A 26,289-nucleotide genomic window follows, 5' to 3' on the forward strand; every position below is an offset into this window, starting at 1 on the left:
CAAGATTAAGCAAGGCTAGCTTGTTTACTCGCTTCAAGTGCATCCAAAAGACAGGAATTAAAGTCTTCCATCGGAAAATCCGATGTTACGATCGCATCACCCAATGCACCAAGCAGAACCAAACGCAAGCTTCCATCCAATACTTTTTTATCTAACGCCATGCGTTCCACAAAGCACTCGACCGTCATCTCAGCAGGCGGTAAGACAGGCAAATTTGCTGCTTGAAATAGTGCTACGGAACGACAGATATCTTGTTCCGTTAAATTCCCCATGCGCCAAGAAAGATCAATCGCTAACATACTACCTGCGGCAACGGCTTCACCGTGCAACCAATTGCCGTAGCCCATTTCAGTTTCAATCGCATGACCAAACGTATGGCCTAGGTTTAAAATAGCACGAATGCCACCTTCTCTCTCATCTTGTGCAACCACATTGGCTTTAGCCAAACAAGAACGATAAATAGCATCGCTAATTTTATCGCTATCCAACGCCATTAACTGAGGCATCTCTTGCTCTAACCAATCAAAAAATGGCACATCGCAAATCAAACCGTATTTGATGACTTCCGCCATGCCTGCTGACAGTTCACGCTGTGGCAAGCTCAACAAGGTTTCAGTATCGATAATCACAGCTTGAGGCTGATAAAACGCACCTATCATGTTTTTTCCAAGCGGATGATTCACACCTGTTTTTCCGCCGACAGAAGAATCAACTTGAGACAACAAAGTCGTTGGCACTTGAATAAAAGGCACACCTCGCTGATACGTCGCTGCTGCAAACCCAGCCATATCACCAACTACACCACCGCCCAAAGCGATAACAGTAGTAGTTCGATTATGCTTTGCTTCCAATAAAGCAGACATGATCATGCCGTAAGTTTCTAGCGTTTTATATACCTCACCATCAGGCAAAATACAGGTATCAACTTTATAATCTACTGATAGCATTGACACAATGGGTTCTAGATATAAAGGCGCAATGGTCTCATTGGTTACTATCATGACTTGTTTGCCATGAATCGCATCATCAAAAAGGGCTTTCTGCTGACGAATACCGCTACCAATAAAAATAGGGTAGCTACGATCGCCAAGGTCAACGGTTAACGTGCGCATTAGGATACAGTTATCTCCATTTTAAGATGGCGCTTGATTGCATCTAGCACCTTATTAGCGACAGAACGAGGGTGACGAGAATCTGTTTCAATAACTAAAGTAGCTACTTCTCTATATAGAGGATCACGTACTTCAAATAATTTTTTTAACGTTGCTCGCGGATCACCAGTTTGTAAAAGAGGTCGATGAGTACTTTTTGAGGTGCGATATAATTGTTGAGCAACAGAAGCGTACAAATACACCACTAGCGCATTTTCTCGAAGAATATCTCTATTTTCTTCGCGCATCACGATGCCGCCACCGGTTGCTAACACACAATCACCAGTGTCCGATTCTGCTATTGAGGCCAGCGCTTGAGTTTCACGCTTACGAAAACCGTCTTCACCTTCCCGTTCAAAAATCCAAGGAATGTCTGCGCCGGCATTGTCTTCTATGACTTTATCGAGATCATAAAATTCTTTGCCCATCGATTGAGAAATCAAACGGCCTATCGTCGTTTTTCCTGCGCCCATCGGGCCTACTAAAATAATATTGGGGGCTTTTATCATTGTATTCAATTACGTCGGAATTAAGCAGATTTAGACTGCGGCCTAGTTGACTGACATTTGTAGCAGCTTTGGTGTAATAAATACAAGTAATTCAACCTTTTCTTGCTGTTCTGATTGTCTTTTAAACAACTCACCTAACCAAGGAATGTCACTAAAGAAAGGAACCCGACTCTCGGATTCGAAACGCTCTTCTCGAAAAACCCCACCTAAAACAAGCGTTTCTTGGTTTTTCACTACAACCTGTGTTTTTAAGCGATTGGTTTTTAAGCTAGGTACACCATTAACTAAGTCCCCCACAGAATCTTGATGAATCGTTAACGATAGTAAAATGTGCCCGCCGTCTTTTACAAAAGGAGTCACCTCCAACATGAGTGCCGCTTGGCGAAACTCAATACTCACCTTATCATCGCTAACCGTTTGATATGGGACCTCGGTTCCCGATTCAATTCGAGCAGGCAGCCCTTCGGAAGTGACAATTTTGGGCTTTGAAACTACATTAGCTAAGCCCTCGCTTTCCATCATATCCAAAGTAAGTGCCAATAAGCTAGAACCACCGATACTGGAAAAATCCAAATTCGTCGTTGGCGTCAACGCGCCTAAATCAACTGCACCTCCGATAGAGGATCGGACACCATCAGATAACTTAGCTTGCCAGTTCACCCCAAACTGCGATTGAGCTGTTCGACTTACTTGAGCAATTTGCGCACTGATTTCAATTTGTTTTAATGGTGTATCTAACCAATCAAGTGTTTCCTGAACCCCTTCTAAAGAAGCACAAGAATGGGCAATGATCGAATTAGTTCGATCATCCACAACTAAAGAAATAGATGGGTGCAAGGTTCGTAAATGTACACCAACATCTTTTGCTTTAGCATGTTTCAACACCCAATAAGATCTCTGACACACAACGGATGTACGTTCGATGCTTTCTGCTAAAGGTGTTTTTGCGGGCATCAGCACCGCCACACGCCCTTGCCACTCAAGCTGAATATGTGGCGGCTGTGCAATTGCCTCCATCACATCTTTCCAGCTTGCATCTTTGATCGAAAGTGTTAATACATCATCAATTTCAGGACTAATCACCACGCTTTCATTCATTTGCGACGCTAGCCAAGGCAATACCTCTTGTAGCGAACGAGATTCAAAATAGACATCCATTGCCAATAAGGTACGTGGCATTATCAGAAAAAATACCAATAGCCATTGAAGCCGCAGCTTATTCATCCTGAGCTCCCTTTTTACGCACAACCAATGCCTGCTCAGAACCATCTTTTGCCATCAAGGTTACTCGATCAAAAGATACATCATTCACGGTTAAACCTGCATCTGGCAACCAACTGCCCTCACTAACCCAATGACGAGCATTTTTGTATACAACTAACGCTGATGTGTTATCGCCTATTCGCATAGTCGACAATAGCTGCCAATCTTTTTGCTCAAAACGATTCATATATAACTTAGTGGGTAACCAATCATGGTACTCCCGATTCGCCTTAGGAATCTTAATCGCAAACAACAAGTGTCCTTGCCAATATCCATTGCTTTCTCTTTGCCAAGATGCGGCAAGCAAACCTAAAGCAAACTGTGTTTCAATTTTTTCCAGCACTATTTGCCACTCGATAAGAGAAGCTGAGCCATTGATAGACCATTGCGTTGGTACTCCATTTTTAGTGTCTTCCACTCTATGTTGTAGCCAAGACTCGTCAAGCAAGCGCATGTCGTGTAATTGATTCGCTTGTTGCTGCGTTTTTTTCCAATCATTCTCAGCTCGGGCTTTCAACTTAGATTGTCGATTTAAATCATCTTGAGCCTGTGATAAAAATGGATACCAAACGGCAACTTGCAAGAGAAGCAAAAGCAGCACCACGGAACCGTTGATATTTTTTAATGACACACCGTTAGTTTTTAAATACTTCGATAGAAACATCCACCACCTCCTTCTGATTCGTTGGAGAAGCAAAGCGATGCGGCTGTTGCTCGACTTCCCAGCGCCAGTCTGGGTTTTGTTGATGCCACGCCTCCAGTAAAAGTTCCAAATCTTGTGTAGGCAATGTCATTTGGAGAGAAGCTCGTTGCGCTTCACTTTCAAAATATCCGAGTCGAGCAGACATGGGCAAAGCCTGAACCAAGTTCAATACTGACGCAGAAAATTCATTGGAGTCATCAATCAACGACCATGCCGATTGAGTTGCTTGTATTTTTTGACGTGCAATCAACGCTTGTGCCGATTCTTGATGTAAGAAGAAAAAATAAACAGAAGCCACACTGTGAACCAGAAGGCTAAAAACGACTAAAGACCAACAAAGCCGTCGAGCTTTTAAACGTTTGCTTTTTTCTGGCTGATACACTGACAAAGCACGCTGTGAACAAGATGACCAAGACCTATTACGCGAATGAATTACTTCCCATTGCCCTATCGGCATAAGTAAACAAGATTGTGCAATCGACTGAAATGGCAAACACAGTTGTTGCGCCCACTCACTTGAGCAAGCAAAAGTCGTAAGTTGAGACTGCTGCTCTGGCAGTAACTCGTATTGATAACTAAACAGCAAACTATCGGGTGGTGAAAATGTCGTTTCTACGGCATAACTCAATGCAGCCAAAGGTAGTAACAATGCAGGTATAAGGTGATCAATCCTATGCTGTGACACAGATAACCAAGCATCAGGTACTAATATAATGATTCGACAGGCATCAATCGAGCGGTCTAGCGTTAAGCTCCGCTGAATCAGTTCTAACTGTGAGGAATTGGGTAGAGGTTCGTTATTTAATAAAGAGAAATCCACCAAGTTGGCGGTTTTACTAGAGTCATAAAATGTACATTCTTGAGCGGAGTAAACGGCTATAGAATAGGCATGCATGAGCTTCATCATTCATCCTTGAAATAGTAAGCAACAGAGTATTGTTTTCGGTTTGGCTTCCATGCCAAATATTTACCAAGATAACACGATTTGATGCAAAGTTAACCGCCTATTCTGTGGCCATCTTAGGTATAATGCCATTTTCTCACTCTGTATTAATTGAATTTATATGGCTAAGACACTCAAAATACTTTTTTTTCTCGGTCTGTTTGGAACACTTTGCGCGGTTGGCGTTACCTATGCGGTTTATTACAACGTAAAAGACCGTATTCCAACTGTCGCTGAACTAAAAGACATCGAGTTAAGAATCCCACTGCGTATCTACACCGCCGACAATAAATTAATTGGTGAGTTTGGAGAGCAGCGCCGTTCCCCTATCGATTATGCAGAAATTCCTCAAGATCTAGAGCATGCAATTTTAGCCGCAGAAGACACCAATTTTTATCACCATCCTGGCGTCGATATTCTGGGCTTAGGTCGAGCCGTCGTACAACTAATTACGACTGGGCAAAAACAAGGTGGTGGTAGCACTATCACCATGCAAGTAGCACGTAACTACTTCCTCTCATTTGAACAAACCTACACCCGTAAATTTACAGAAATCTTTATTGCCCTAAAGATGGAACGAGAGTTATCTAAACACGAAATACTTGAGTTGTACGTCAACAAAATCTACTTGGGTAATCGTGCCTATGGTTTCGAGGCAGCTGCTCAAGTCTATTATGGAAAAAATCTCGCGGAGCTTAATCTTGCGCAACTAGCTATGATCGCCGGCCTACCAAAAGCACCCTCTCGCTTTAACCCAGTCGTAAACCCTTCTCGTGCGCTAATTCGTCGTAACTGGATTCTACAACGTATGTTATCACTCGGCATGATTGATAAAAACGCATACCAAAATGCTGTTGAAGCACCGATCACCGCCAAGAACCATGGCGTCATGCCTGATATCGAAGCAGGCTACATCGCCGAAATGGTTCGCTCTGAGCTATACAGCACATTTGGAGACGATCTTTATAGCACTGGCATGACAGTCTATACGACCATTGATTCAGAACGCCAAAAAGCCGCGAACGAAGCCGTTTTCAGTGGCGTTTTAGATTACGATATGCGCCACGGTTACCGTGGTTCTATTGAAACCCGTGTTGACTTGATTGATGCGCCATTAGAAGAGCAAGAAAAAGCTCTACAAGACGTAGAACGCTTCAAAAATTGGCAAACCGCCTTAGTTCTTTCAACCACAGAAACTACCGCTGACGTTCGTTTGGCTAATGGCCAACGCGCCACATTGCCATGGGACGCAGTCAAATGGGCAAGACCTTATATTAATGAGGACTCCCAAGGCGCTTCACCTTCCACCGTTTCGGATGTTTTGGTACCTGGCGATATTGTTCGTTTGCGCCCAGACAACCAGCAAAAATGGCTACTCGCGCAAAAACCTGAAGTACAAAGCGCACTCATTTCTTTGAATAGTAAAGACGGTGCAATCCAAGCTTTGGTGGGTGGTTTTAACTTCTACGAAAACAAATTCAATCGTGTTACTCAGTCTAAACGTCAGCCAGGTTCCAACTTTAAACCCTTCATTTACGCTAGTGCACTAGATCGAGGTTATACAGCTGCCAGTATTATCAATGATGCTCCCGTTGTCTTTAACGACACCAACCTAGCATCTGCATGGCGGCCAACCAATGACGGTGGCAAGTTCTATGGCCCAACCCGTTTACGTCAGGCACTTTACCGATCACAGAATATCGTCTCTGTTCGTTTGCTGGATGAAATGGGAGTTCGACCAACATTAGATTTCTTGCGCCGCTTTGGGTTTGATCCAAACGAGTTACCACATAACCTATCTTTATCTTTAGGTAGTGCAAACTTATCGCCACTGCAAATCGCAACTGGCTACGCCGTTTTTTCGAATGGCGGATACCAAGTACAACCTTATTTAATAGACAAAGTCATAGACAGAAATAACAAAACTCTATTCCAAGCCAACCCTGTGACAGTCTGCGTAACGTGCACTCCGTTAGAAAAAACGACGGATGGCGAACAACAAATGGGACTATTTAATACAACTGAAGGCATTCGTAGCTTGCCAATTGCACCGCAAGTGCTCGATCCAGAAGTGAATTACATAACTTACGATATGATGCGAGATGTTATTAAATACGGTACCGGTCGACGAGCACGAGTACTTCAGCGAGATGATCTCGCGGGGAAAACAGGTACTACAAACGATGGCCGCGATGCATGGTTCTCGGGGTTCAATGGCAATCTAGTAACATCAGTTTGGAGTGGTTTTGATAATTCATCACCTCTAGGACGTGGCGAATGGGGTGGCTCGGTTTCATTGCCGCCTTGGATTGATTACATGCGTGAAGCGCTAAAAGATACGCCTCCTGATTTCGTAGCAAAACCATCCTCTTTGGTAACAGTGAGAATCGATCCGAATACAGGTGAACGTGCGTTACCGGGACAATCTAATGCGATTTTTGAGATATTCAGAAAAGACCATGTGCCACCACAGCGCGATTTGAGCTTACCTACATTTAACAACAATATTGGTAACGAAGCGCAAGAAGAGAAACAAGAAAATAACGTGTTAGAAAACTTATTCTGATCTGGGCTTCTATTATTCTAACCAAAAACGCCAGCTTGAACGCTGGCGTTTTTATTACAGCAGTCAAATCCAAAGCCCTACCAAAAAGTAGCTAACTCCACTTAGGTTTAGGCGCTTGATAAGCTTGAAAAGCCGACACAAGTGTTTCCGGCGTGTTAACTTTGATGATCATATCTATGTAAGACAGCTTCACAAAACCTGCCTGCTGCATACTTTCCACCATAGTAAACAATGGATCGTAAAAACCATTTATATTATAAAAAGCACAAGGTTTACCATGTAGGCCGAGTTGTCCCCAAGTCCACACTTCAAACATTTCCTCTAGCGTCCCTACACCACCAGGAAGCGCCACAAAGGCATCGGCCAATTCACTCATCTTAGCCTTACGTTCATGCATATCGGCAACCACATACATCTCGGTTAAACCTGTGTGAGCAATTTCCTTTAGCTTTAAATGCTGAGGAATGACACCAATCACCTTTCCGCCGGCCTGCAAAGCAGCGTTCGCAATAATGCCCATTAAACCTACATTACCCCCACCGTAGACAATGTCGATCCCTTGCTTGGCAAGATACACGCCCAAAGCTTTAACTCCATTGGCGTATTCAGGAGAATTTCCCTCAGCAGAACCACAATATATTGCTACTTTCATACTAACGCTCCTTGCTTCTATTTAACTAACGTCAATTTAGTCTTCAAAAAATAAGCCATCAAATGATCCACATAAAAAAGGCGACTCCTTATTCAGGAGTCGCCTTTTTAGCAAGATACTATTCGATTAAGCACCGAAATGATCAAGATTCTCAAGTGGGTAAAAATCTGGGTATGGAAGCATAGCCACACCAGAATCAACGGCTGCACGAGCAACTGCTGCAGAAACAACGTTAAGCAAACGAGTATCCATTGGTTTTGGCAAAATGTACTCTTTACCAAAGCTCAAAGGTATACCGCCGTAAGCAGCAACAACATCTGCAGGCGCTTCTTCTTTTGCAAGATCTTTAAGTGCATGAACTGCAGCCAACTTCATTTCTTCGTTGATCTTAGTCGCACGAACGTCTAAAGCACCTCGGAAGATGAAAGGGAAGCCAAGTACGTTGTTTACTTGGTTAGGGTAATCAGAACGGCCAGTCGCCATGATCAAATCATCACGAGTTGCACGTGCAAGCTCTGGATTGATCTCTGGATCAGGGTTCGAACAAGCAAAAACAATTGGATTAGCCGCCATTTTAGCAAGTTGATCAGCAGACAATAGATCTGGACCAGATACGCCGATAAACACATCTGCGCCTTCCATTGCATCATCAAGCGTGCGCTTGTCAGTATCAATCGCAAACATTGCTTTGAACTGATTCAAATCAGTACGGCCAGAGTGAATAACACCGTTACGGTCAAGAACGAAAATGTTTTCGCGCTGTGCACCACAAGCAATGATCAGCTTCATACAAGCTGTCGCTGCTGCACCAGCACCTAGACAAACGATTTTAGCATCAGCAATGTCTTTACCTTGAAGCTCAAGCGCATTCAAAAGGCCAGCTGCTGTCACAATCGCAGTACCGTGTTGGTCGTCATGGAAAACAGGGATAGAACAACGTTCAATCAACTGACGTTCGATTTCAAAACACTCTGGTGCTTTGATGTCTTCTAAGTTGATGCCGCCGTAAGTGTTTGCAATACGAGCAACGGTATCAATGAATGCTTGTGGGCTTTCAGATTCAACTTCCACATCAACAGAGTTAATGCCAGCAAAACGCTTAAACAATAAACCTTTACCTTCCATTACTGGCTTACTTGCCAATGGACCTAGATTACCCAATCCAAGAATCGCCGTACCATCAGAAATAACAGCTACTAAGTTGCCTTTACCAGTGTAACGGTATGCAGCTTCTGGGTCTTTTGCGATTTCACGACAAGGCTCAGCCACACCTGGGCTGTAAGCTAGAGAAAGGTCACGAGCGGTCGCTGTTGGTTTAGTAATAGTTACGCTCAGTTTTCCTGGAACTGGATACTCATGGTAGTCCAGTGCAGCTTGCTTTATATCTTCTGCCATTATGATGTTTCCGTCTATTTGGTGTAATTAATTAGTTTTATCATAGCCAAACTGGGCCTTGTTCCCAAGCCTACAAAAGCTTCGAAAGTGGCACCTTATAATTTTGTGTCGTCAGAATAATCGATCTACTCAATACTTTAAAGCGTAAAACCATAGGAATATTCTATCAATCACTGATCGAGAGAAGCTTTGATTTCAAGCAAGTCATTGGGATGTCTTACAGAAAGTACCCAAGACTTAAAGTCTGAATGGCGACTTTTCCTTTGATGTTGCCAACCACGCACTTCAATTTCCTTACCCTCAAGATAAAATACTTTTTGAGAAGGCCAATAATCTGTGACGTAAGATGGCAAATTGATTACTAGATCCTGATCGGTTTCTAGCCACCAACCTCCTCGGTTCTGAGTAATTGAAGTGATGTTGACACGAGAGATTGCAAATCCAGCTTTTGGCTGCCATTGCAAATTTTGCTGCCATAATCCCTTATGCGCATTGCGAGCTGCGTTTTCAGCCGCCTCAAAACAGTCTTGATAGGCTAAGTTTGGAGGGACAGCAATACGATAACCAAGTCCTTCGGATAGTAACTGACTCGTCAGTGAAATACGATCTTTATCGAAAAGGTAGTACAAATAACGACCGTATCTGTCTTGATCATTTTTAGCTCTTTGTAGGTAGACAAATTGATCGAGGCGGGAGCGAACGAAATCTGTCGCAGCTACAGCATAAGGCTCATGATTGCCTTTTTTGTGGTCAAGTTCTGGTGTATCTATACCCACCAGCCGAACTTTTCGGCCATCGGTAAGATGTATGGTGTCACCATCAACCACTCGTTTGATCTGAGCTTTTTCAAGTTCGCCTGTTGCCGTACAGGCTTCATTGGCTTGAACAGCAAGGGACAAAAACAAAAAAGGCGCCAAGAGAACTTGGCGCCTTTTTAAAGCGATCACTATCATGCCACCAATTACTTAGTAGTACGACGTGCTCCGAAACGTTTGTTGAAGCGATCAACACGACCACCAGTATCAACCATTTTCTGTTGACCTGTGTAGAATGGGTGACAGTTGCTGCATACGTCGACGTGAAGGTCGCTACCTAAAGTAGAATTTAGGTTTAGAGTATTACCACAAGTACAAGTTGCAGTAACCGCAGAGTAATTTGGGTGGATATCTTTTTTCATCGTATTTACCTTTAGGTTTGGTGTGCCGCCACTTGATCGATATTAATGGGCTATTGCCGCGTCAAGCACCGCACGTTTCGTTGTACAGACATTGTACAGTGGAGCCAAGAGTCGCGTATTTTAGGGATCTATTGCCAAATCAGCAACCTTTTTTCATGCTTTTCTCATAAAATTGTGACTCGCACCGACCCACTACTCTGACGTACACTTAAGAAATGATCAAGACATCCTATTTTTGCTTTACTAAACAAGGTCTAACCTAACGCATGTCCGAGGCGCTTCTTACTCCTTATTCTTTCATCAAAGTCGCTTTGCCTGTGCCAATGCGCACACTGTTTGACTATAAAGTCCCCAAAGCGATTGCCCTAAGACACGAGCTGAAACCTGGAATGCGTGTCAAAGTTCCTTTTGGTAAAAGTAGTCGTCTTGGAGTGATTGTCGCACTAAGCGAAACCAGTGACTGGGATCCAGAGCAAGTCAAACCACTGACATCAATGCACGATCAAAGCCCAGTGATTACCGAAGAGCTGATGGCATTATGTGAATGGGCCGCACGTTACTATCATCATCCGATTGGCGATGTCATCTTTCATGCTTTGCCTGTTCTGCTGCGCAAAGGTGAAAGTGCTGAATTCCGTACGGAAAACTGGTGGCTAACCACACCTGAAGGGCAATCACTGCCTCTAGAACAACTTAGCCGGGCACCACGCCAACAAGATTTTTTAAAAGCCGTACAACAGCACCCCAATGGTTTAAGCCAACATGCTGCATCTGTGTTAGATCTTGCTCCAGCGGCAGGAAAAAGTCTGGAAGAAAAAGGTTTATTACGCCGAGAGCCACGCTCCTTCAATAAAGGAGGTGAAAAGCACGCACACCAAACTCAAGTACCTCCGACACTCAATCCTGAACAAATGCGCGCCACCGAACATTTATTGGATTATCGACATCAATTTAACGTCGCTTTGTTAGACGGTGTGACAGGCAGTGGCAAAACCGAAGTATTTTTGCGCGTCATGGAACGCCTGATCGAAGAAGGTAAACAAATTCTAGTGATGGTGCCGGAAATTGGCCTGACACCTCAAACGCTGAAACGTTTTGAAATTCGCTTCAATACAGACATCGTCTTAATGCATTCCAGCATGAGCGACCGAGAACGCCTGGATGCTTGGCTATTGGCTGCAAGCGGCCATGCCAAAATCATTATCGGTACAAGATCTGCGGCTTTTATCCCCGCACCAAACCTTGGCATGATAGTGATTGACGAAGAACACGATACATCTTACAAACAACATGAAGGTTTCCGTTACCACGCTCGTGATCTTGCCGTTAAACGCGCTCAAGCGCTGAACATTCCTGTTCTACTCGCCTCGGCTACACCGTCTTATGAAAGCCTAACTAACGCTCTGCAAAAACGCTTCGCTTGGCTCAAGCTGCGTCAACGAGCCGGCAACGCGCACATTCCCGAAATGGAAAGAGTGGACCTGCGAGGCAAGACTCTCATTCATGGTTTTAGCGAACATGCTCTTGCCAGTATGAAACTGTGTTTAGAACGCAAAGAACAAGTCTTGGTGTTCCTAAACCGCCGTGGCTACGCGCCAACCTTAATGTGTCACCAGTGTGGCTGGATTGCCGCCTGTGATCATTGCGACGTCAACCTAACCGTTCACAAACGCGCTAACAAACTGCACTGTCACCACTGCGACACGCAAAAGGCATTGATTCATACTTGCCCTGAATGTGAGTCTGAAGAGCTATTTACCGTCGGTGAAGGTACAGAGCAAATTGAAACCCAACTGAGTACACTTTTTAAAGAAGTACCTATTTTACGCATAGACCGTGATAGCACTCAGCGAAAATCTGCTATGGCAAAGCTGACTCAAAAAATCCATGAGCATGATCAGGCGATTCTAATCGGTACACAAATGCTGGCGAAAGGCCATCATTTTCCTAACGTTACACTCGTCATTATCATGGACGCTGACGCGGGTCTGTTCTCTTCCGATTTTCGCGGCATGGAGCGCACCGCTCAGCTCATCACTCAAGTCGCAGGTCGTGCTGGTCGTGCCAAGAAACCGGGGCACGTATTACTACAAACCTATCATCCCGACCATGCGGCTATCGAATGTTTATGCAATCTCGGTTACGAACACTTTGCTATTGATGGTTTGGCCGAACGTAAATCTCTTTCGCTTCCGCCCTTTTATCATCAAGTCATCATTCGCGCCGAATCGGGTAATGAACAAGAAGCCATGCAGCTTTTATCAGCCATGAGAAATGATATTGAGCCCTACTTTGCCAAAGACGTTTATCTGGTTGGTCCGTATGCTGCCATCATTGTTCGCAAAGCAGGGCAGCATCGCGCTCTGATTTCGATCAAAGCCGCCCAGCGTGCGCCTTTGCATCAAGCGACGCAAATGATGACCGAATGGTTAGAACAATCCACAAAACAACATAGAATTCGTTTTGCAATTGACGTCGATCCACTGGAAACTTACTGATCTTGCACGCATAATGTGCGCGACTCATACTCTGTTTATTTATTTACGCTAAAGCTAAAAGCAAAAAGCCCAAATTATGTTTAATCCCGTTCAAATTGCAGCAAAAGGAAGTCGCCCAAAGAAAGGGGCAACACGTCGAACACCGCCACCGCCGAAACGCAAAACTGCGTGGTGGTTATGGCTTCTGGTCCCCGCTATCCTCGTGGCTTTTATTTACGGGTTAACGCAACTGAATCAAGTCGCTCCCAAACCAAAACCGATAGTAATAGAAAAACCCAAGGCCGCAGCACCTAAACCCAAGCCAACAGCTGCACAGGTAAAAGAGAAAGCGCCTATACCAGTGCCAGTAGCACCGAAAAAAGACACCTTTGAGTTTTACCAAATACTGCAGAATAGCGAAGTAGATACCAGTCACGTAGACGCTTATCAGTCGACACCTCGTGGCGAGCAAGATTTTTATTACATGCTGCAAGCGGCCTCATTCCGTAGCCCAGAAGATGCCGACCGCATGCGCGCAAAACTGATTCTATCAGGGATGGTAGAAGCCAGTGTTCGCAAAACTATCGGCCAAGGCGAACAACCTTGGTATCGTGTTGTACTTGGTCCTTATGAGTCACGCTCAAAAATGAACCGAGCAGAAGACAAACTCGTTTCAATGGAAATATCGCCCTACTCTTATAAAGTCAAAAAAGAGTAATAGCCTTTTCTACCGTCTCGTATAGATTGCATACAGAAAGTGAAAGCTTCCACTGTATGCAATCATCGCTTGAAATCCTATCGCTTGCCCCCATTTCGTTAGAATCGAAACTGGAGTAGACCATGACAACGATTCTTACTGTACGCAAAGGCAACCAAGTCGTCGTAGGCGGCGATGGACAAGTATCTTTAGGCAACACTGTGATGAAAGGCAACGCTCGTAAAGTGCGTCGTCTATACCGTGGTGAAGTGATTGCTGGCTTCGCTGGCGGTACAGCGGATGCTTTCACCCTATTCGAACGCTTCGAAGGTCAGCTAGAAAAACACCAAGGCCATCTAGTGCGTGCCGCGGTGGATCTTGCCAAAGACTGGCGTTCAGACAGAGCATTACGCAAGCTAGAAGCTATGCTCATTGTCGCCAACAAAGACAGTACCCTCATCATTACCGGCACTGGCGATGTGGTCGAGCCACAACACGGCGCATTAGCCATTGGCTCAGGTGGCAACTTCGCAGAAGCGGCGGCTCGCGCCTTGATTGACAACACGGACTTATCCGCCAAAGAAATCGTTGAGAAAAGCCTCAACATCGCTGCTGATATTTGTGTGTTCACTAATCACAGCTTAACTATCGAAGAAATCACTATAGATGCACAGCTTGAAGATAAGTCTAAGTAACATTCTATCAATATAGAAAAGCAGACTTTCAAGCGACGCAACCATCATTCAAGAACATAGAAGAGAATTGATAATGAGCAGCATGACCCCAAGAGAGACGGTTAACGCCTTAGACAACCACATTATTGGTCAGCAAAAAGCAAAGCGTGCGGTTGCCATCGCGCTGCGTAACCGCTGGCGTCGCATGCAACTTCCTGAAGAAATGCGTGCGGAAGTCACCCCTAAAAATATTTTGATGATAGGGCCAACCGGTGTTGGTAAAACCGAAATAGCGCGTCGTTTGGCCAAGCTATCCAACGCGCCTTTCATCAAGATCGAAGCGACTAAATTCACCGAAGTTGGCTATGTTGGTCGCGATGTTGAGTCGATCATCCGTGATTTGGTAGAAATGGCTATCAAGATGTTTCGTGAACAAGAAACCGCAAAACTGCGTCACAAAGCCGAAGACGCTGCGGAAGACCGCATTCTAGATGTGCTATTACCACCAGCTCGTGGCGGCGATCCGGAACTAGAAGACAACAGCACGCGCCAAACTTTTCGTAAGAAATTACGCGAAGGTCAGTTGGATGACAAAGAAATCGATATTGACGTTGCCGATTCGCCAATGGGTGTAGAAATCATGACACCGCCAGGCATGGAAGAAATGACCAGCCAGCTGCAAAACATGTTTTCTAGCTTTGGTTCACAAAAAACCAAAAAGCGTAAAATGAAAGTCAAAGAAGCATTACGCCAAGTTCGTGACGAAGAAGCCGCAAAACTAGTCAATGAAGAAGAGCTAAAAGCCCGAGCTGTTGAAGCAGTTGAGCAAAACGGCATCGTGTTCTTAGATGAAATAGATAAAGTCGCGAAAAGCTCTGAACGCTCTGGCGGCGAAGTGTCACGTGAAGGCGTGCAGCGCGATTTATTGCCTTTGGTCGAAGGTTGTACCGTCAGCACAAAATACGGCATGATCAAAACCGATCACATCCTATTTATTGCGTCTGGTGCATTCCACTTGTCTAAGCCATCGGATTTGATTCCTGAGCTACAAGGTCGCTTACCAATTCGTGTTGAGCTAGATGCGCTAACCGTAGACGATTTTAAACGTATCTTGGTAGAGCCAAGCATGTCTTTAACCAAGCAATATGTGGCGCTCGCTAAAACAGAGCACATCAACTTGAACTTCACCGAAGAAGGCATTCAACGCATTGCAGAGATCGCTTTTCAAGTGAACGAGCGCACAGAAAACATCGGTGCGCGTCGATTACATACGGTACTTGAGCGCCTGCTTGAGGAGGTGTCTTATTCCGCCAGCGACATGCCGAATGATCAAACTGTCGACATTACCGCTGCATACGTTGATGAACAGCTTGGAGAAATCGCTGAAAACGAAGACTTGAGCCAATACATTTTGTAATTGACTCATCCTTCTTACAAAAAAGCTCTTCTAAAAAATAGCCCCTTTATTGAAGGGGCTTTTATAGGAAAAAACCATGGCAACGCCAGCGCCTACGACTATTAATTACCACAAGCAATCCCGTGAATTGGCGCTCACTTTCGCCGATGGCCAAGCATTTCGTCTCAGTGCAGAGTTCTTACGAATTCATTCGCCTTCTGCCGAAGTGCGCGGTCACGGTATGCAAATGCCAATTTTGCAATACGGCAAAAAACACGTTGCCATCAATAATATCGAAGGCGCGGGCAATTATGCGCTGAAGATTTCCTTCGATGATGGTCACGATACCGGCCTCTATACTTGGGAATATCTCTACAATATTGGCAAAAATCACGACGAACTATGGCAAATGTACCTAGATCGCCTTGAAAAAGAAGGCCAGACGCGTGACACTTCTGTGATTCAAATTCACCAGCTTTAGTTTTAACCGCATTCAAGCAATCATCGGGAAGATTTTTATGGGCTCACTCAGTTTATCGGCGCTCAGCGCTATTGAAAATGCAATCAATCTCGCCCTTAAACAAGACACACCTTCCCAAGATCGCCTAAGCAAATTAGCAGGGCAACAAGTTTTTCTTTATGTGGAAGACTTCTCCTTTATTTTACAGATTCATATTCTCGAACAAGGCGTGATGCTGAATCGCCCAGAAAGCCTAGACGAGATTGAACTAGATCCACGATTAGACACTCTTGTGCAAGGCCCAAGCGCAGCGTACCGAAAATTACTTGAAGGCGATGGTTTCTTTGATGGCGATTTACGCATTCAAGGCAATGCTCAAGCCTTAATGACTCTGCATAAAGTGATGGAAAATTTTGAATTTGATTGGGAAGGGTTACTTGCTGATCACATTGGCGACTTATCCGCGGCCGCCTTGGCGCGCCTACTTCGCGCTCAATGGTCTTGGAGCAAAGAATTCGCTACTAATGCCAGAATGCAGATGGTTCATCACCTAAAAACCGACAGCCAGTTACTGCCAAGCAAAATTGAATTCGACAACTTCGTCGATGAAATGGAACGCTTCGGCACCTTGCTTGATCGTGCTGAAGCCAAGTTAAAACTGGCTGAGCGTAGCCGTATTTAGAAAAATATAAATCAAAGTCAGAATGTCTAACGATTCTGACTTTGATGATACGTTAGTTTAAAAATGAGCCTTTTTATTACTAAGGTGTAGCGATAATTTCAACCATCTCATTCGCTTTAAAATAACGCCTAGCAGCCGCATTAACTTTCTCTAGACTTGCCTCAGCATACGCCTTGTTACGAACAGCCCATGTCTCCATTTTCGTTCCTTCAGCCAGTTGTTTCGGTAGTAATCCAAGAATCTTTTTATCGTCGTTTAAAGCACGACGTCGCTTGCCCAGAATGGTCGACTTAGCGAGATCCAACTCGTATTGGGAAATACCAAACTCTGCTATACGATTCACCTCTTCTTTAACGATATCCGCTAACCGCACACCTTGACCTGCGGAAAAGTCTCCTCGAATACTAACGAAAGCATGGTCACCTTGAGTTGGCACTCGTATAGACGAACGAATGTCATAGGTAAGCTGCTCTTGCTCACGCAGGCGTTTGCCCAAGCGTGAGGCTAACGGGTTTCGACCGAGTATGTGTTCAACGATAAATAGCTCCACATTCTCCTCTGTATCAGTATTAGCAGAAAAGTAGATCCGCCCTTGGTAATAGCCGCCAGTTTTCCCGGCTCGAACCTCTTGCCTAACGGGGGATTGATGACGATGTTTAGCTATGACCGACTGATAAGGAGAAGGACTCATCCAGCTGCCAAATAAAGTTTCCAACGTTTCTTTAGTTTGCTCAGAATCAAAGTTTCCACTTAGAGCGACCTCTCCGTACTGAGCACCATAGTAGTCTTGATGAAATTGTTGAACATCTTCCATAGTCACTTTTTTTAGAAGCTGCTGCATGTCATTGGACTCAATATTACGTCGAATATCGTACTGCGGATAATCCTGTTCTGTGTAGCGTTGCAAAGCTCTATTTGCAACATTAGAAGGTTGGTATACTGGGGTCATTAAAGCTTGCATTTGCTGCCTTTTAACCAAATCAAACTCGCTCTTAGGAAAGGCTGGCTCTCTTAATACCTCAGAGATTAAGTGTAATACTTCAGTTACATTTTCTTTTGGACTCGCAAAGTTCACACTGAGCATTCCTTGCTTAGGCATGATTTGAAAGCCTGCACCTAACTGGTTCACTTTATCCACTAACTCTTGATAGCTACGCTTTTGCGTGCCTCTTATAATTAAAGTACCTGCTAGATCTGATAATGCTTGGGTACCCTTTAAGTTTTCTATATTACCAAAGCGTAGGTTTAAATGTCCTCGAACCAGATCTTCACTTTCAGGCAACGAACGCAAAGCTACTTTCATTCCATTACTCAGTTCACCACGCTGAATACTTGTTTCTATGGTTCGAATGTAAGCATTAAACTCTGCGACATCAGGTATCTCTACCTCCGCCATTATTTTCTCGCTAGCAGAAGCTGTTAAGTCTGCTTTTACTAGTGCTACATCTCTGTCATTTCTCGATAATTCTTGAGTTTTATCCGAAAAACTATCTAGCTCTTCTGCCAACGTTGTTAGCAACATGCCTACAACAGGTACTTTATCCGCAAATAGTTTTTCAATATCAGTCTGAACTTGCGATGGTACTAACTTTTCCACCTGATCATGGCGCTGAAAATGGAGCAACCAATTATCCTGTGCGACCGCTTCAGAGAGTACGTCAGATAAACTGGCAGTATCATTCAAAATTAAATCTTTAAGTGGGCGCCTGCTTGTCTGAATACGGGCTAACTCTTCCGCTAATATTGGCTCCTCTTGCAGCCGTTTTATCTGGACCATCAGTTCTTGCTGAATAACCTGCATTGACTGGCCTTGCCCTAATACTGCCCCAATTATAACTTGCCCGCCTTGTCGAAAAAGTTGGGGGATGACAAAAACAGATTGGGCCTTTCCTGATGTCACAAGCGAATGATAAAGCCGTCCATGAGGCTCACCCGCTAACATTTCAGCGAGTATAATTACCGCATCATTACGATTATCCTGACTAGGCGGTAACTCATACCCTAAAGCCAATATGTTAATCTCTCCTTGCTGAACCTGAATGGTACTTCCAGTATTTTTCGGGGACATATATTCGATGCGATTAATGACATGGAAAGAAGGCTTAATCTTCGCGAATAGATCATTCACGGATGAAAGTGCTTGGTCCACTTCAAAGCCACCAGTCAACACAAGTACGGCATTATTAGGTTGGTAATAATGGTCATGAAATTGACGTAAATCTTTAAGTGTTACGTTACTCAATTCATCATAACTACCCATAACAGAGCGACCATAGAACTTTCCATCCCACGCCTCTGCCAGCAGCTGCTGACTAAACATCGCTAATGAGTCATTTTGTGCTCGGGTAATCTCTTGACGAACTACCTCTAATTCAGCACTCATGTCCGATTCCGAAAATACAGGCGCAACCATGCGCTCCGCCTCCAGTTCTAACAAAAAATCTAACTTCCTCTGGTCTGCACTGAACATAGCTGAATAACGAGTTCGATCAAAACTGGTCGTTGCATTGAACTGAATGCCTTGCTCTTGCAAACCTGCTATAAGCTGCGTCCCTGTACGCTGCGTTGTACCCTTAAACATCATGTGCTCAAGAAAATGCGCCGTACCAGAAGCGCCTTCAGGGTCAGCTAAACTGCCTGTCAAATACACAAGGTCGGCATGAATAACTTTCTGATCAGAATCGGGGGCTAACAAAATGCTCATGCCATTTTTTAACCGGTACTCGTAAATTCCATCCCAACTTCTGATCAGTTCGGGTGAGGCTTTTGTTTGAGAAAAAACAAAAACGAATAAAACAAACACTATATACCGCAACATTAGCTTATCCTTATTAGCCATTATGCAACTTCGTCTGCATCTAGACGAATGTCTTCTGTTATCTTTCCTTGCTCGAGATGAATAATCCGAGAAACCATGGCAACCGTTTCTCTACGGTGGGCAATAACGACTCGTGTCATGGACAATGACTGTAAGTTACTCACAACATGCTGTTCGCCATGTAAATCTAAATGGCTGGTCGCCTCATCCAATGCCAAAATACTAGGTTGCTTATACAACGCTCTTGCTAATAACAGCCGCTGCTTTTGTCCACCGGATAAACCACTCCCCATTTCAGCTACCAAAGTCTGATAACCCATTGGCATGTTAATAATGGTTTTATGTATATTGGCCTGCTGTGCAGCGGCTTCAATACGCTCTTGGGTTGCGCCAACTTCGAAGCAAGCTATATTTTCAGCAAGAGAACCAGCCATTAGCTGATCATCCTGCATCACTACACCAACCATATTCCTTAGAGCTGTTGGTCCCAGCTGACGAATAGAAGTACCACCAATACGAATGTCGCCCTCAATTGGCTCTAACAGCCCTAACATAAGTTTGAATAACGTAGACTTGCCACAGCCAGATCGGCCGATTAAGGCAACCGCATCGCCAGCTTCAATTGTGAAGGATAGATCTTTGATTACCCAATGCTCGCCATCAGCATATCGAAAAGACACATTTTTAAACTCGATACGTGGCTCTATCCGACTAAGGTCCGTTTCGATAGCAATATTAGGCTCAGGCGTTTCAAGAGCAATCTCTGCTAAGCGCTCTCCATGCAAAGATAGCATTTTGATTTCAATCCCAAGATCGATCAGCTTGCTTGCGCGAGTAGTAAATTGACTTTTGTAAGCAAGGAACGCCAACAACATCCCTAACGTTAGGGTGTTACCTAAAACCGCAACCCCACCGACGTATAGAAGCAACATTCCCTCTAAACCAAAAATCAACGTATTGCAGCCACCAAATACCAACAACATTTTTTGGGTTCTAAGATCTCGATTCTGCACATCGGTCAGTAAGTTTTGCCAAGTAGCCAATCGTAAGGGTGTTGAATTGAAGAGTTTCAGAGGCTGGACAGCACGAATAGTTTCTAAAAAATACGCATTTTCTCTTGTCGCTAAAACGATACGTTCTTCCATAGCATTTCGTAAGGGTACATAAAAAGCCCAACGAAGAAGCACATATAACGCAACCGCAGTCAGAACGATAACAGTCAACATTTTACTATAGAGTGTCATCAGTGTAAGCGTGATCAAGGCAACCAGTGCATCAAGCAAGATAGTCACAGCACCATTTGTAATAACGGCACGAATAGCATCTAAGGATTGAAAGCGGGCCGTAATATCACCCAAATGCCGTTTTTCAAAAAAAGACCAAGGTAGTCTCAATAAATGGTGAAAGAAATTGCTGGTCCATTGCAGAGTCAGCTGTTGGTTTAGCCTGAGCCCCATCCATCCCCTTGCCATACGCAAGACAAAGTCAATCACCAACAAAAGGCAACCACCGATGACAACTAACAACAATAAATCATAATCAGCCGAAACCAAGGCATGATCAACAACCCATTGCATAACTTGTGGCGATAACAGAGCAACAACTTCTAAAGCCAAAGCAAGCATAAGGATATTTACCAGAGCCCGTTTTAAACCAAGAACATGTCCAGTTAATTCGCGAAGTCGTAAACGAGGCTTCTTTTCTGCAGACTGGAATCTTGAATTTGGCGTCAGTTCTAAAGCAACCCCAGTAAAGCAACGAGAGACCTCGTCCATTGTTAATGTTCTTCGTCCCGCAGCAGGGTCCAGAATCGTCACCTTCTGCGCCCCTACCTTTTCTAGCACAACAAAATGATTCAAGCTCCAATGGAGGATGCAAGGCAGACGAAGTTGCTTCAACTCATCTAATTCCAACCGAACTGGGCGACTAGAAAAATCTAATGACTGCGCATAATGAAGGATTTGTGGAAGACTGGTACCTTTAACTGAGATAGAAAAGCGTCGCCGTAGGGTTGGAAGATCTAAATGCGAGCCATAAGCACTGGCAATCATAACAAGACAAGCAAGTCCGCATTCATGGCTTTCTGATTGAAGAATAGCTTTCATTTTATCAAACCATGTTTAGGGTAGCATTATTCTTTTCCGAACCAATAACCACACCGTCAGAAACTGAAATCAACTCTAGTACATCATTCAATGCAAGTTGAAATAATAACTCGTGAAGTTTATTTTTAGGATATTTTGAGAAAATAGATAGAACATCGCTGACGGTACAAGCCTGATTCCTATTTATATAGTTAATAAGCTTCTGACTCATCTCATCTAAATTTATTTTGTTACCATTCACTACGACAAAGTCATTAGAAAATTGATAGAGAAAATTAACATTAAGCCTAATTTTTTGAGTCAATTCTAATTGAACTATTTTTTCATCAGAAAGGGTACCAAGTGATATCGGTGAATCAACTCTATGCTGCCCTATATAATCTGCCATAAACTGCTCATAAGTCGATTCATCAGACATTAGTGAAGCAAACTCTTTTCCGAATCGGTCTAATGATTCTTTACTTTCTTGGAATCCATGTAAATTATGGCGGCCATCCACTATATTAGGAGCCTTCTGCACAAGCCAATTAATATAATCAAAGCCAGTTGGCGCGAAGGTTCCAACAGCCAAATGAAACGTTTCTTCTCCCATGGGAATCGGATTATGCCACCAACCACGCGGTACATATAGAATATCGCCCTCTTCAAGCACGACATCTAAATAAACCTTTTCCGGCTCCTCAGCATCGGGCATATCTTTCGTTTGCTGCATATACAAAGGAAGTTCGAAGGTTGGCTCTTTTAAAATCCAACGTTCACGGCCTTTTAACTGAACCGCAAAGACGTCACGCGTATCCCAATGACAACGATAGGAAGGCTTAGCACTGAATGCAGCATAACCACTGGTAATGACCTGCGCTTGAGCGAAATTCGCTATTTCCCGAGAAATATTGCTAACAAAGGGTTCATTACGGATACGATTATAAACTAGGGTTGCACCTTTACGCATATAATCATAAATAATAGGTTTTATATAACGATACTCAAGTCTTCCTACATTGACATAGGACTCTAAATACTTTGACTTTGGTACCTCATGACCATTCATTAATTTGAAATCAAGACTTGCAGGATCAGACCTTTCGTAAATTTCACTAACATATCTCCAAGACAGTGTGATATCAGATGCGGCCTTTCTAAAAAGAAAAGGTTTTTTATAAAGGTAATTAGAGAAAAAATCATCCTTATATGTGTCAAACAAAATCAAACTCCTTTTGAAATTAATAAGAAAATCATGCTGATTATAGTTTATCCTATCAAACAATAATCAAAACCATCCACTGCGTTTCCTAATGCATCTGCTCTAATAGCTACAGCCAAAGCAATTCAAAGAGCACTTGATGAAAACAAAAAACCTCCACCAAAAGTAGTTTCAGACGTAAAAACACCTTCTTAGGTTGGATCACCACCTTGTATTAAAGTAGTAATATCATATCTTTTTACATCAACTATACTATAGCCGATTTAGATATATTTTTACTAAACTGTGACAAGGACCTTAATCCTATATTAAAAAAACACTCACCCGATAGTAAAATCTAATTTCTCGATAGAAACCTCTACTATATATACACCATATCACCATCTCAAAAAATAAATATATAAAGTTCGTAAAAATATCACTTAAAAATCACTAAAATACATCTTAAAATCAAACTTTATATTTATTATGATAAAATAATAACTATAAAACGCCTCATAAAAACTTATTGATAAGTTTTTATATATAAATGATTAATCAGCCATTTTTATAAAATCATATTTGATTTTTAATATTTTTATTTATCCGAGCAATAGTTGGAGCCATCACTATAGTAATCATATAAAGCAGCGCCGGCTCCATATGCTGCACCACCTATGGCTCCCCAAGCACCTCCTTTACCGGCATTTTTGACACCTCCTTTCAAACCATCCCATACAGTAGCACCAACAGCCCCCCATGCTGTAGCTGACTCTCTTATCTCTTTGTTGGTTTCAGTAGCAGTTCCGCCAGAAACACATTCAAGTTCAAATATACTAATTTCTCTCATATAATACCTCCTATACCTCAAAACTATATCTCTTTATATTTAGACCTATAGCATTTATAAAATAGCATTATAAATGCAAGCTCATATATATTAATTCTAGCTTCTAATTGTAACTCTCTCTCTCCTACATGTTGATAATATGAAAAAAAAACACCATTAAAAATCAACCAAAAAACCAAAAAACCAACCACTAAAAAATCAATTATTTTCTCTTTTTCTCTCAAAAAAACCTCCAAAAAATCAACCTTTATAGGTTATTTCATTGCAACCAAATACAGTGGACAAATTAAGAATTCATATTTCCTTAGAGTATCTTCCTGTATAACCAGTTCTATTTTCATACCTGGAAGAGGCGAACGATATTCACCATAAAAACCATCTATTGACCTTCTATTTTCACTAAAATTTCATAGAAACTATCCTCTTCACCTTATAAATAAGCATTACTATAAACGGGATAGTATATATTTTATGGTATATGGACTACTGGCAAAAATAATTACAAAACTTTTCTGCATACAATATTTATAGTAAGAGCACGCAGAGTACAAAGATAATATTTCTTGGTCATACTCTATAAAGTCAACTTGATAAGATGCTAAATATAAACCTGCTTGTAACTTTCTATCTTAAGGAATAAAACTCGCTATTAGCGAATTAATTGCTACCTGTTGATCTGATTTAAAATCAAAACTCGCCACCTTACCATTAAAAACCACCTATACTATTTTCTTAGTTCCTTACATTTTTCATCGATACCTTTCAATAATACTAATTTCTGACTAATAAAATAAATCTATTTTTTTAAATAAATACAAAATCATGCTAATTATAGTTTGTATTATCAGAGCAATAATCAGAGCAATACATAGAGTCCAAAACATTTCCCGCTACCGTACCACCAGTAGAAGAAAGCACGGAAGTTCTAAGAGAACTAGCCCCACCTCCTGACAAAGCTCTAACGGAAAAAGATGTAATAAAGCCATTCTTTTTTATCTCTTGACCTTGAATTGCATTAGTTCTGATATAATCCAAAGCACTAGACACACCATCTACAGCCATTTTTACAGGAATCGTAATAATGGACCAACACCTCCGAAAATACACCCCAACTCAGCTATATTAAGCTCTCTCATTTACCCCCCCTATCAAGAAAAACATTTATAAAAAGTCTAAAAAATCAATAATAAAACTCCCTAAAAATCCACTAATCACACCCACCAAAACAATTCTTAAAAGAACCTTTAACATCGATTTGAAAAAAACTATTTTTTTATTTTAAAGGATACCTTTCAAAGATAAAACCTATATATTTTACGAAAAATCATGAATCCAAATTATAAACTATATATTATTACTAATATAAAAATGAGAACCATATAGATGTAGGGCGGTTAATTATTATCCCTCTACAACAACACCTATTGCAGCAAAAATAGGAACAAACCTTCACTTACAAATTCTAACACCTCAATACTAATTCCTCTCGTTTAAAACCTTCCTAAAAAATCAAAAAAACTACCAGCATATAAAATAACACTTAAAATAATTCCACCTATAACACCACCGATGATTACCTTAAAAAAGAACTTAAAAAACTCATAAATTTTATTTTTCAAATCCATAACCTTTAAACTATAATAATATTCATCAGCTCGTTAATAAATATTATTAGCCCACTTAAAAAGTGTGCATTAAAACTATGAATCTATTCTTTAAAAATATATAAATTTTTCAATCATTAAAGTAGGACGCATATAAAAACCTAAAAAATAAATTAAAAAATTATTTTAAAACAACATCTTTCATAAGGGGTTCAACAGAATATAAAAACAAAAAACCTCACTTCAGCTCACTTTCATACTTATAAAACTCCCTATAAATAATTATAGAAATCAACATGCTTTGAGTTGATATAATTGAATCATTTGACTCTCCTAAATATAAAAAATACAATGAAGAAGCCGCTGAAAAGACTATGAAAAAACCAAAAAGATATATTACAAGTCTTATAAACATCATTAACCCTCATAAATACTAGGGAAAATTATTTAAAATCAATAACCTGTTCCATCAGCATAATTCGTACCACTTATTGCCTCAGTGGAATAAAATCCACCCAAACCAGCTCCAATGGCACCTCCTAAATATTTCCCTGCGTAACGACCTGCAACAACTCCCGCAATGGCGCCTGGTGGTCCAAAAAACACTTCCTACCACACCACCAACATACCCACCGACAACACTGCCTGTCGCTGAACCTACAGTTCCTCCCACTGCTCCAGCAACTCCAACAACGCTAGCGCTAGCCGCACTATCTCCACCGCTTACTAACGAAAGTTCATTAATACTTAAAGTTCTCATTTTTCGCCTATTTTAAAAAAAGAACACAACCAAAAATAAAAAATAAAAACACTAACAACAACAAGCTCAACTCCTACAAAAAAACTTAAGAGCCTCCTCCCATCATATAAAAAGTGCTCCCATAGAACCCATTGTAGTGGTCAAGTAAAACTGGCCACGGTTTTAGAGTTTTCCCAATATAATCGTTCTGATTCATTGGGTGATAACCCACCATTATACTGATGGGG

General features: G+C 42.3%; 24 protein-coding genes. 7 read left to right on the forward strand and 17 right to left on the reverse strand.

Annotation, left to right across the window (positions count from 1 at the left end; genetic code table 11):
* Nucleotides 1-5: 5 nt before the first annotated feature.
* The 5 genes from aroB to BUA59_RS16735 are packed head-to-tail and all read right to left on the reverse strand — an operon-like array spanning nucleotide 6 to nucleotide 4,530.
* A complete protein-coding gene (gene aroB, locus BUA59_RS16715; RefSeq protein ID WP_072840822.1) occupies nucleotides 6-1,112 on the reverse strand; it encodes a 3-dehydroquinate synthase in 1,107 nt (368 codons plus the stop codon).
* On the reverse strand, nucleotides 1,112-1,660 hold the full coding sequence (locus tag BUA59_RS16720; RefSeq protein WP_072840823.1) for a shikimate kinase: 549 nt from the start codon (nucleotides 1,658-1,660) through the stop codon (nucleotides 1,112-1,114). The genes aroB and BUA59_RS16720 overlap by 1 nt, the downstream gene beginning before the upstream one ends.
* 42 nt (nucleotides 1,661-1,702) lie before the next feature.
* Entirely contained in the window at nucleotides 1,703-2,884 is a 1,182-nt protein-coding gene (locus BUA59_RS16725) for a type IV pilus secretin PilQ (RefSeq protein WP_072840824.1), read from the reverse strand.
* Nucleotides 2,877-3,587 (reverse strand): hypothetical protein, encoded by a 711-nt coding sequence (locus BUA59_RS16730; RefSeq protein ID WP_072840825.1) that lies wholly within the window; start codon nucleotides 3,585-3,587, stop codon nucleotides 2,877-2,879. Before BUA59_RS16730 ends, BUA59_RS16725 begins: the two co-directional genes overlap by 8 nt.
* Complete coding sequence (locus BUA59_RS16735; RefSeq protein WP_072840826.1) at nucleotides 3,559-4,530, reverse strand: hypothetical protein; 972 nt, start codon at nucleotides 4,528-4,530, stop codon at nucleotides 3,559-3,561. Before BUA59_RS16735 ends, BUA59_RS16730 begins: the two co-directional genes overlap by 29 nt.
* A gap of 160 nt (nucleotides 4,531-4,690) precedes the next feature.
* Between BUA59_RS16735 and BUA59_RS16740 the strand changes: the two genes are divergently transcribed.
* Nucleotides 4,691-7,135 carry a penicillin-binding protein 1A gene (locus BUA59_RS16740; RefSeq protein ID WP_072840827.1) on the forward strand — a complete coding sequence of 815 codons (2,445 nt, stop codon included), beginning with the start codon at nucleotides 4,691-4,693 and terminating at the stop codon, nucleotides 7,133-7,135.
* A 91-nt stretch (nucleotides 7,136-7,226) separates the two neighbouring features.
* Here the strand turns inward: BUA59_RS16740 and BUA59_RS16745 are convergent, their stop codons facing one another.
* The 4 genes from BUA59_RS16745 to rpmE form a co-directional block, all read right to left on the reverse strand.
* Nucleotides 7,227-7,787: an LOG family protein gene (locus BUA59_RS16745; RefSeq protein ID WP_072840828.1), complete on the reverse strand. Its 561-nt coding sequence runs from the start codon at nucleotides 7,785-7,787 to the stop codon at nucleotides 7,227-7,229.
* Nucleotides 7,788-7,913: 126 nt separating this feature from the next.
* On the reverse strand, nucleotides 7,914-9,182 hold the full coding sequence (locus BUA59_RS16750; protein WP_072840829.1) for a malic enzyme-like NAD(P)-binding protein: 1,269 nt from the start codon (nucleotides 9,180-9,182) through the stop codon (nucleotides 7,914-7,916).
* A 170-nt stretch (nucleotides 9,183-9,352) separates the two neighbouring features.
* A complete protein-coding gene (locus BUA59_RS16755; protein ID WP_072840830.1) occupies nucleotides 9,353-10,135 on the reverse strand; it encodes a thermonuclease family protein in 783 nt (260 codons plus the stop codon).
* Between the two features lie 8 nt (nucleotides 10,136-10,143).
* The gene (gene rpmE / locus BUA59_RS16760; protein ID WP_072840831.1) at nucleotides 10,144-10,359 is read right to left on the reverse strand and encodes a 50S ribosomal protein L31; all 216 of its coding nucleotides are present in this window, start codon (nucleotides 10,357-10,359) and stop codon (nucleotides 10,144-10,146) included.
* Between the two features lie 266 nt (nucleotides 10,360-10,625).
* Between rpmE and BUA59_RS16765 the strand changes: the two genes are divergently transcribed.
* The 6 genes from BUA59_RS16765 to BUA59_RS16790 all read left to right on the forward strand — a co-directional run bounded on the left by BUA59_RS16765 (nucleotide 10,626) and on the right by BUA59_RS16790 (nucleotide 16,745).
* Nucleotides 10,626-12,857, forward strand: a complete 2,232-nt coding sequence (locus tag BUA59_RS16765; RefSeq protein ID WP_072840832.1) for a primosomal protein N' — start codon at nucleotides 10,626-10,628, stop codon at nucleotides 12,855-12,857.
* A 76-nt stretch (nucleotides 12,858-12,933) separates the two neighbouring features.
* The gene (locus tag BUA59_RS16770) at nucleotides 12,934-13,554 is read left to right on the forward strand and encodes an SPOR domain-containing protein (RefSeq protein ID WP_072840833.1); all 621 of its coding nucleotides are present in this window, start codon (nucleotides 12,934-12,936) and stop codon (nucleotides 13,552-13,554) included.
* A 122-nt stretch (nucleotides 13,555-13,676) separates the two neighbouring features.
* Nucleotides 13,677-14,228 (forward strand): ATP-dependent protease subunit HslV, encoded by a 552-nt coding sequence (gene hslV / locus BUA59_RS16775; protein WP_072840834.1) that lies wholly within the window; start codon nucleotides 13,677-13,679, stop codon nucleotides 14,226-14,228.
* A gap of 73 nt (nucleotides 14,229-14,301) precedes the next feature.
* Nucleotides 14,302-15,624, forward strand: a complete 1,323-nt coding sequence (hslU, locus tag BUA59_RS16780) for an ATP-dependent protease ATPase subunit HslU (RefSeq protein WP_072840835.1) — start codon at nucleotides 14,302-14,304, stop codon at nucleotides 15,622-15,624.
* 76 nt (nucleotides 15,625-15,700) lie between these two features.
* Nucleotides 15,701-16,084 carry a gamma-butyrobetaine hydroxylase family protein gene (locus BUA59_RS16785; RefSeq protein WP_072840836.1) on the forward strand — a complete coding sequence of 128 codons (384 nt, stop codon included), beginning with the start codon at nucleotides 15,701-15,703 and terminating at the stop codon, nucleotides 16,082-16,084.
* Between the two features lie 37 nt (nucleotides 16,085-16,121).
* Complete coding sequence (locus BUA59_RS16790) at nucleotides 16,122-16,745, forward strand: ubiquinone biosynthesis accessory factor UbiJ (protein ID WP_072840837.1); 624 nt, start codon at nucleotides 16,122-16,124, stop codon at nucleotides 16,743-16,745.
* 79 nt (nucleotides 16,746-16,824) lie between these two features.
* Here the strand turns inward: BUA59_RS16790 and BUA59_RS16795 are convergent, their stop codons facing one another.
* The 8 genes from BUA59_RS16795 to BUA59_RS24180 form a co-directional block, all read right to left on the reverse strand.
* Nucleotides 16,825-19,563, reverse strand: a complete 2,739-nt coding sequence (locus tag BUA59_RS16795) for a M16 family metallopeptidase (protein ID WP_072840838.1) — start codon at nucleotides 19,561-19,563, stop codon at nucleotides 16,825-16,827.
* Nucleotides 19,564-19,583: 20 nt separating this feature from the next.
* The gene (locus BUA59_RS16800) at nucleotides 19,584-21,668 is read right to left on the reverse strand and encodes a peptidase domain-containing ABC transporter (protein ID WP_072840839.1); all 2,085 of its coding nucleotides are present in this window, start codon (nucleotides 21,666-21,668) and stop codon (nucleotides 19,584-19,586) included.
* Nucleotides 21,669-21,672: 4 nt separating this feature from the next.
* Nucleotides 21,673-22,869 (reverse strand): JmjC domain-containing protein, encoded by a 1,197-nt coding sequence (locus BUA59_RS16805; protein WP_217653747.1) that lies wholly within the window; start codon nucleotides 22,867-22,869, stop codon nucleotides 21,673-21,675.
* Between the two features lie 577 nt (nucleotides 22,870-23,446).
* Nucleotides 23,447-23,698 carry a hypothetical protein gene (locus BUA59_RS16810; protein ID WP_072840841.1) on the reverse strand — a complete coding sequence of 84 codons (252 nt, stop codon included), beginning with the start codon at nucleotides 23,696-23,698 and terminating at the stop codon, nucleotides 23,447-23,449.
* 23 nt (nucleotides 23,699-23,721) lie between these two features.
* Nucleotides 23,722-23,922 carry a hypothetical protein gene (locus BUA59_RS16815; protein WP_072840842.1) on the reverse strand — a complete coding sequence of 67 codons (201 nt, stop codon included), beginning with the start codon at nucleotides 23,920-23,922 and terminating at the stop codon, nucleotides 23,722-23,724.
* 601 nt (nucleotides 23,923-24,523) lie between these two features.
* The gene (locus tag BUA59_RS16820) at nucleotides 24,524-24,760 is read right to left on the reverse strand and encodes a hypothetical protein (protein WP_072840843.1); all 237 of its coding nucleotides are present in this window, start codon (nucleotides 24,758-24,760) and stop codon (nucleotides 24,524-24,526) included.
* A gap of 428 nt (nucleotides 24,761-25,188) precedes the next feature.
* Complete coding sequence (locus BUA59_RS24285) at nucleotides 25,189-25,317, reverse strand: hypothetical protein (protein ID WP_281251027.1); 129 nt, start codon at nucleotides 25,315-25,317, stop codon at nucleotides 25,189-25,191.
* 438 nt (nucleotides 25,318-25,755) lie between these two features.
* Nucleotides 25,756-25,908 (reverse strand): hypothetical protein, encoded by a 153-nt coding sequence (locus BUA59_RS24180; RefSeq protein ID WP_232617094.1) that lies wholly within the window; start codon nucleotides 25,906-25,908, stop codon nucleotides 25,756-25,758.
* Between the last annotated feature and the right edge of the window lie 381 nt (nucleotides 25,909-26,289).

Source organism: Marinomonas polaris DSM 16579 (genome assembly GCF_900129155.1).
Taxonomy (GTDB): domain Bacteria; phylum Pseudomonadota; class Gammaproteobacteria; order Pseudomonadales; family Marinomonadaceae; genus Marinomonas; species Marinomonas polaris.

What these genes read in the sequence shown, in the direction of transcription:
- rpmE (WP_072840831.1), bottom strand. Translation starts at nt 10,359, where the DNA reads ATGAAAAAAGATATCCACCCAAATTACTCTGCGGTTACTGCAACTTGT.
- BUA59_RS16740 (WP_072840827.1), top strand. Translation starts at nt 4,691, where the DNA reads ATGGCTAAGACACTCAAAATACTTTTTTTTCTCGGTCTGTTTGGAACA.
- BUA59_RS16790 (WP_072840837.1), top strand. Translation starts at nt 16,122, where the DNA reads ATGGGCTCACTCAGTTTATCGGCGCTCAGCGCTATTGAAAATGCAATC.
- BUA59_RS16750 (WP_072840829.1), bottom strand. Translation starts at nt 9,182, where the DNA reads ATGGCAGAAGATATAAAGCAAGCTGCACTGGACTACCATGAGTATCCA.
- BUA59_RS16720 (WP_072840823.1), bottom strand. Translation starts at nt 1,660, where the DNA reads ATGATAAAAGCCCCCAATATTATTTTAGTAGGCCCGATGGGCGCAGGA.
- BUA59_RS16810 (WP_072840841.1), bottom strand. Translation starts at nt 23,698, where the DNA reads ATGAGAGAAATTAGTATATTTGAACTTGAATGTGTTTCTGGCGGAACT.
- BUA59_RS16770 (WP_072840833.1), top strand. Translation starts at nt 12,934, where the DNA reads ATGTTTAATCCCGTTCAAATTGCAGCAAAAGGAAGTCGCCCAAAGAAA.
- BUA59_RS16795 (WP_072840838.1), bottom strand. Translation starts at nt 19,563, where the DNA reads ATGTTGCGGTATATAGTGTTTGTTTTATTCGTTTTTGTTTTTTCTCAA.
- hslV (WP_072840834.1), top strand. Translation starts at nt 13,677, where the DNA reads ATGACAACGATTCTTACTGTACGCAAAGGCAACCAAGTCGTCGTAGGC.
- BUA59_RS16735 (WP_072840826.1), bottom strand. Translation starts at nt 4,530, where the DNA reads ATGAAGCTCATGCATGCCTATTCTATAGCCGTTTACTCCGCTCAAGAA.
- aroB (WP_072840822.1), bottom strand. Translation starts at nt 1,112, where the DNA reads ATGCGCACGTTAACCGTTGACCTTGGCGATCGTAGCTACCCTATTTTT.
- BUA59_RS16800 (WP_072840839.1), bottom strand. Translation starts at nt 21,668, where the DNA reads ATGAAAGCTATTCTTCAATCAGAAAGCCATGAATGCGGACTTGCTTGT.
- BUA59_RS16745 (WP_072840828.1), bottom strand. Translation starts at nt 7,787, where the DNA reads ATGAAAGTAGCAATATATTGTGGTTCTGCTGAGGGAAATTCTCCTGAA.
- BUA59_RS16820 (WP_072840843.1), bottom strand. Translation starts at nt 24,760, where the DNA reads ATGGCTGTAGATGGTGTGTCTAGTGCTTTGGATTATATCAGAACTAAT.
- BUA59_RS16785 (WP_072840836.1), top strand. Translation starts at nt 15,701, where the DNA reads ATGGCAACGCCAGCGCCTACGACTATTAATTACCACAAGCAATCCCGT.
- BUA59_RS16755 (WP_072840830.1), bottom strand. Translation starts at nt 10,135, where the DNA reads ATGATAGTGATCGCTTTAAAAAGGCGCCAAGTTCTCTTGGCGCCTTTT.
- BUA59_RS16725 (WP_072840824.1), bottom strand. Translation starts at nt 2,884, where the DNA reads ATGAATAAGCTGCGGCTTCAATGGCTATTGGTATTTTTTCTGATAATG.
- hslU (WP_072840835.1), top strand. Translation starts at nt 14,302, where the DNA reads ATGAGCAGCATGACCCCAAGAGAGACGGTTAACGCCTTAGACAACCAC.
- BUA59_RS16730 (WP_072840825.1), bottom strand. Translation starts at nt 3,587, where the DNA reads ATGTTTCTATCGAAGTATTTAAAAACTAACGGTGTGTCATTAAAAAAT.
- BUA59_RS16765 (WP_072840832.1), top strand. Translation starts at nt 10,626, where the DNA reads ATGTCCGAGGCGCTTCTTACTCCTTATTCTTTCATCAAAGTCGCTTTG.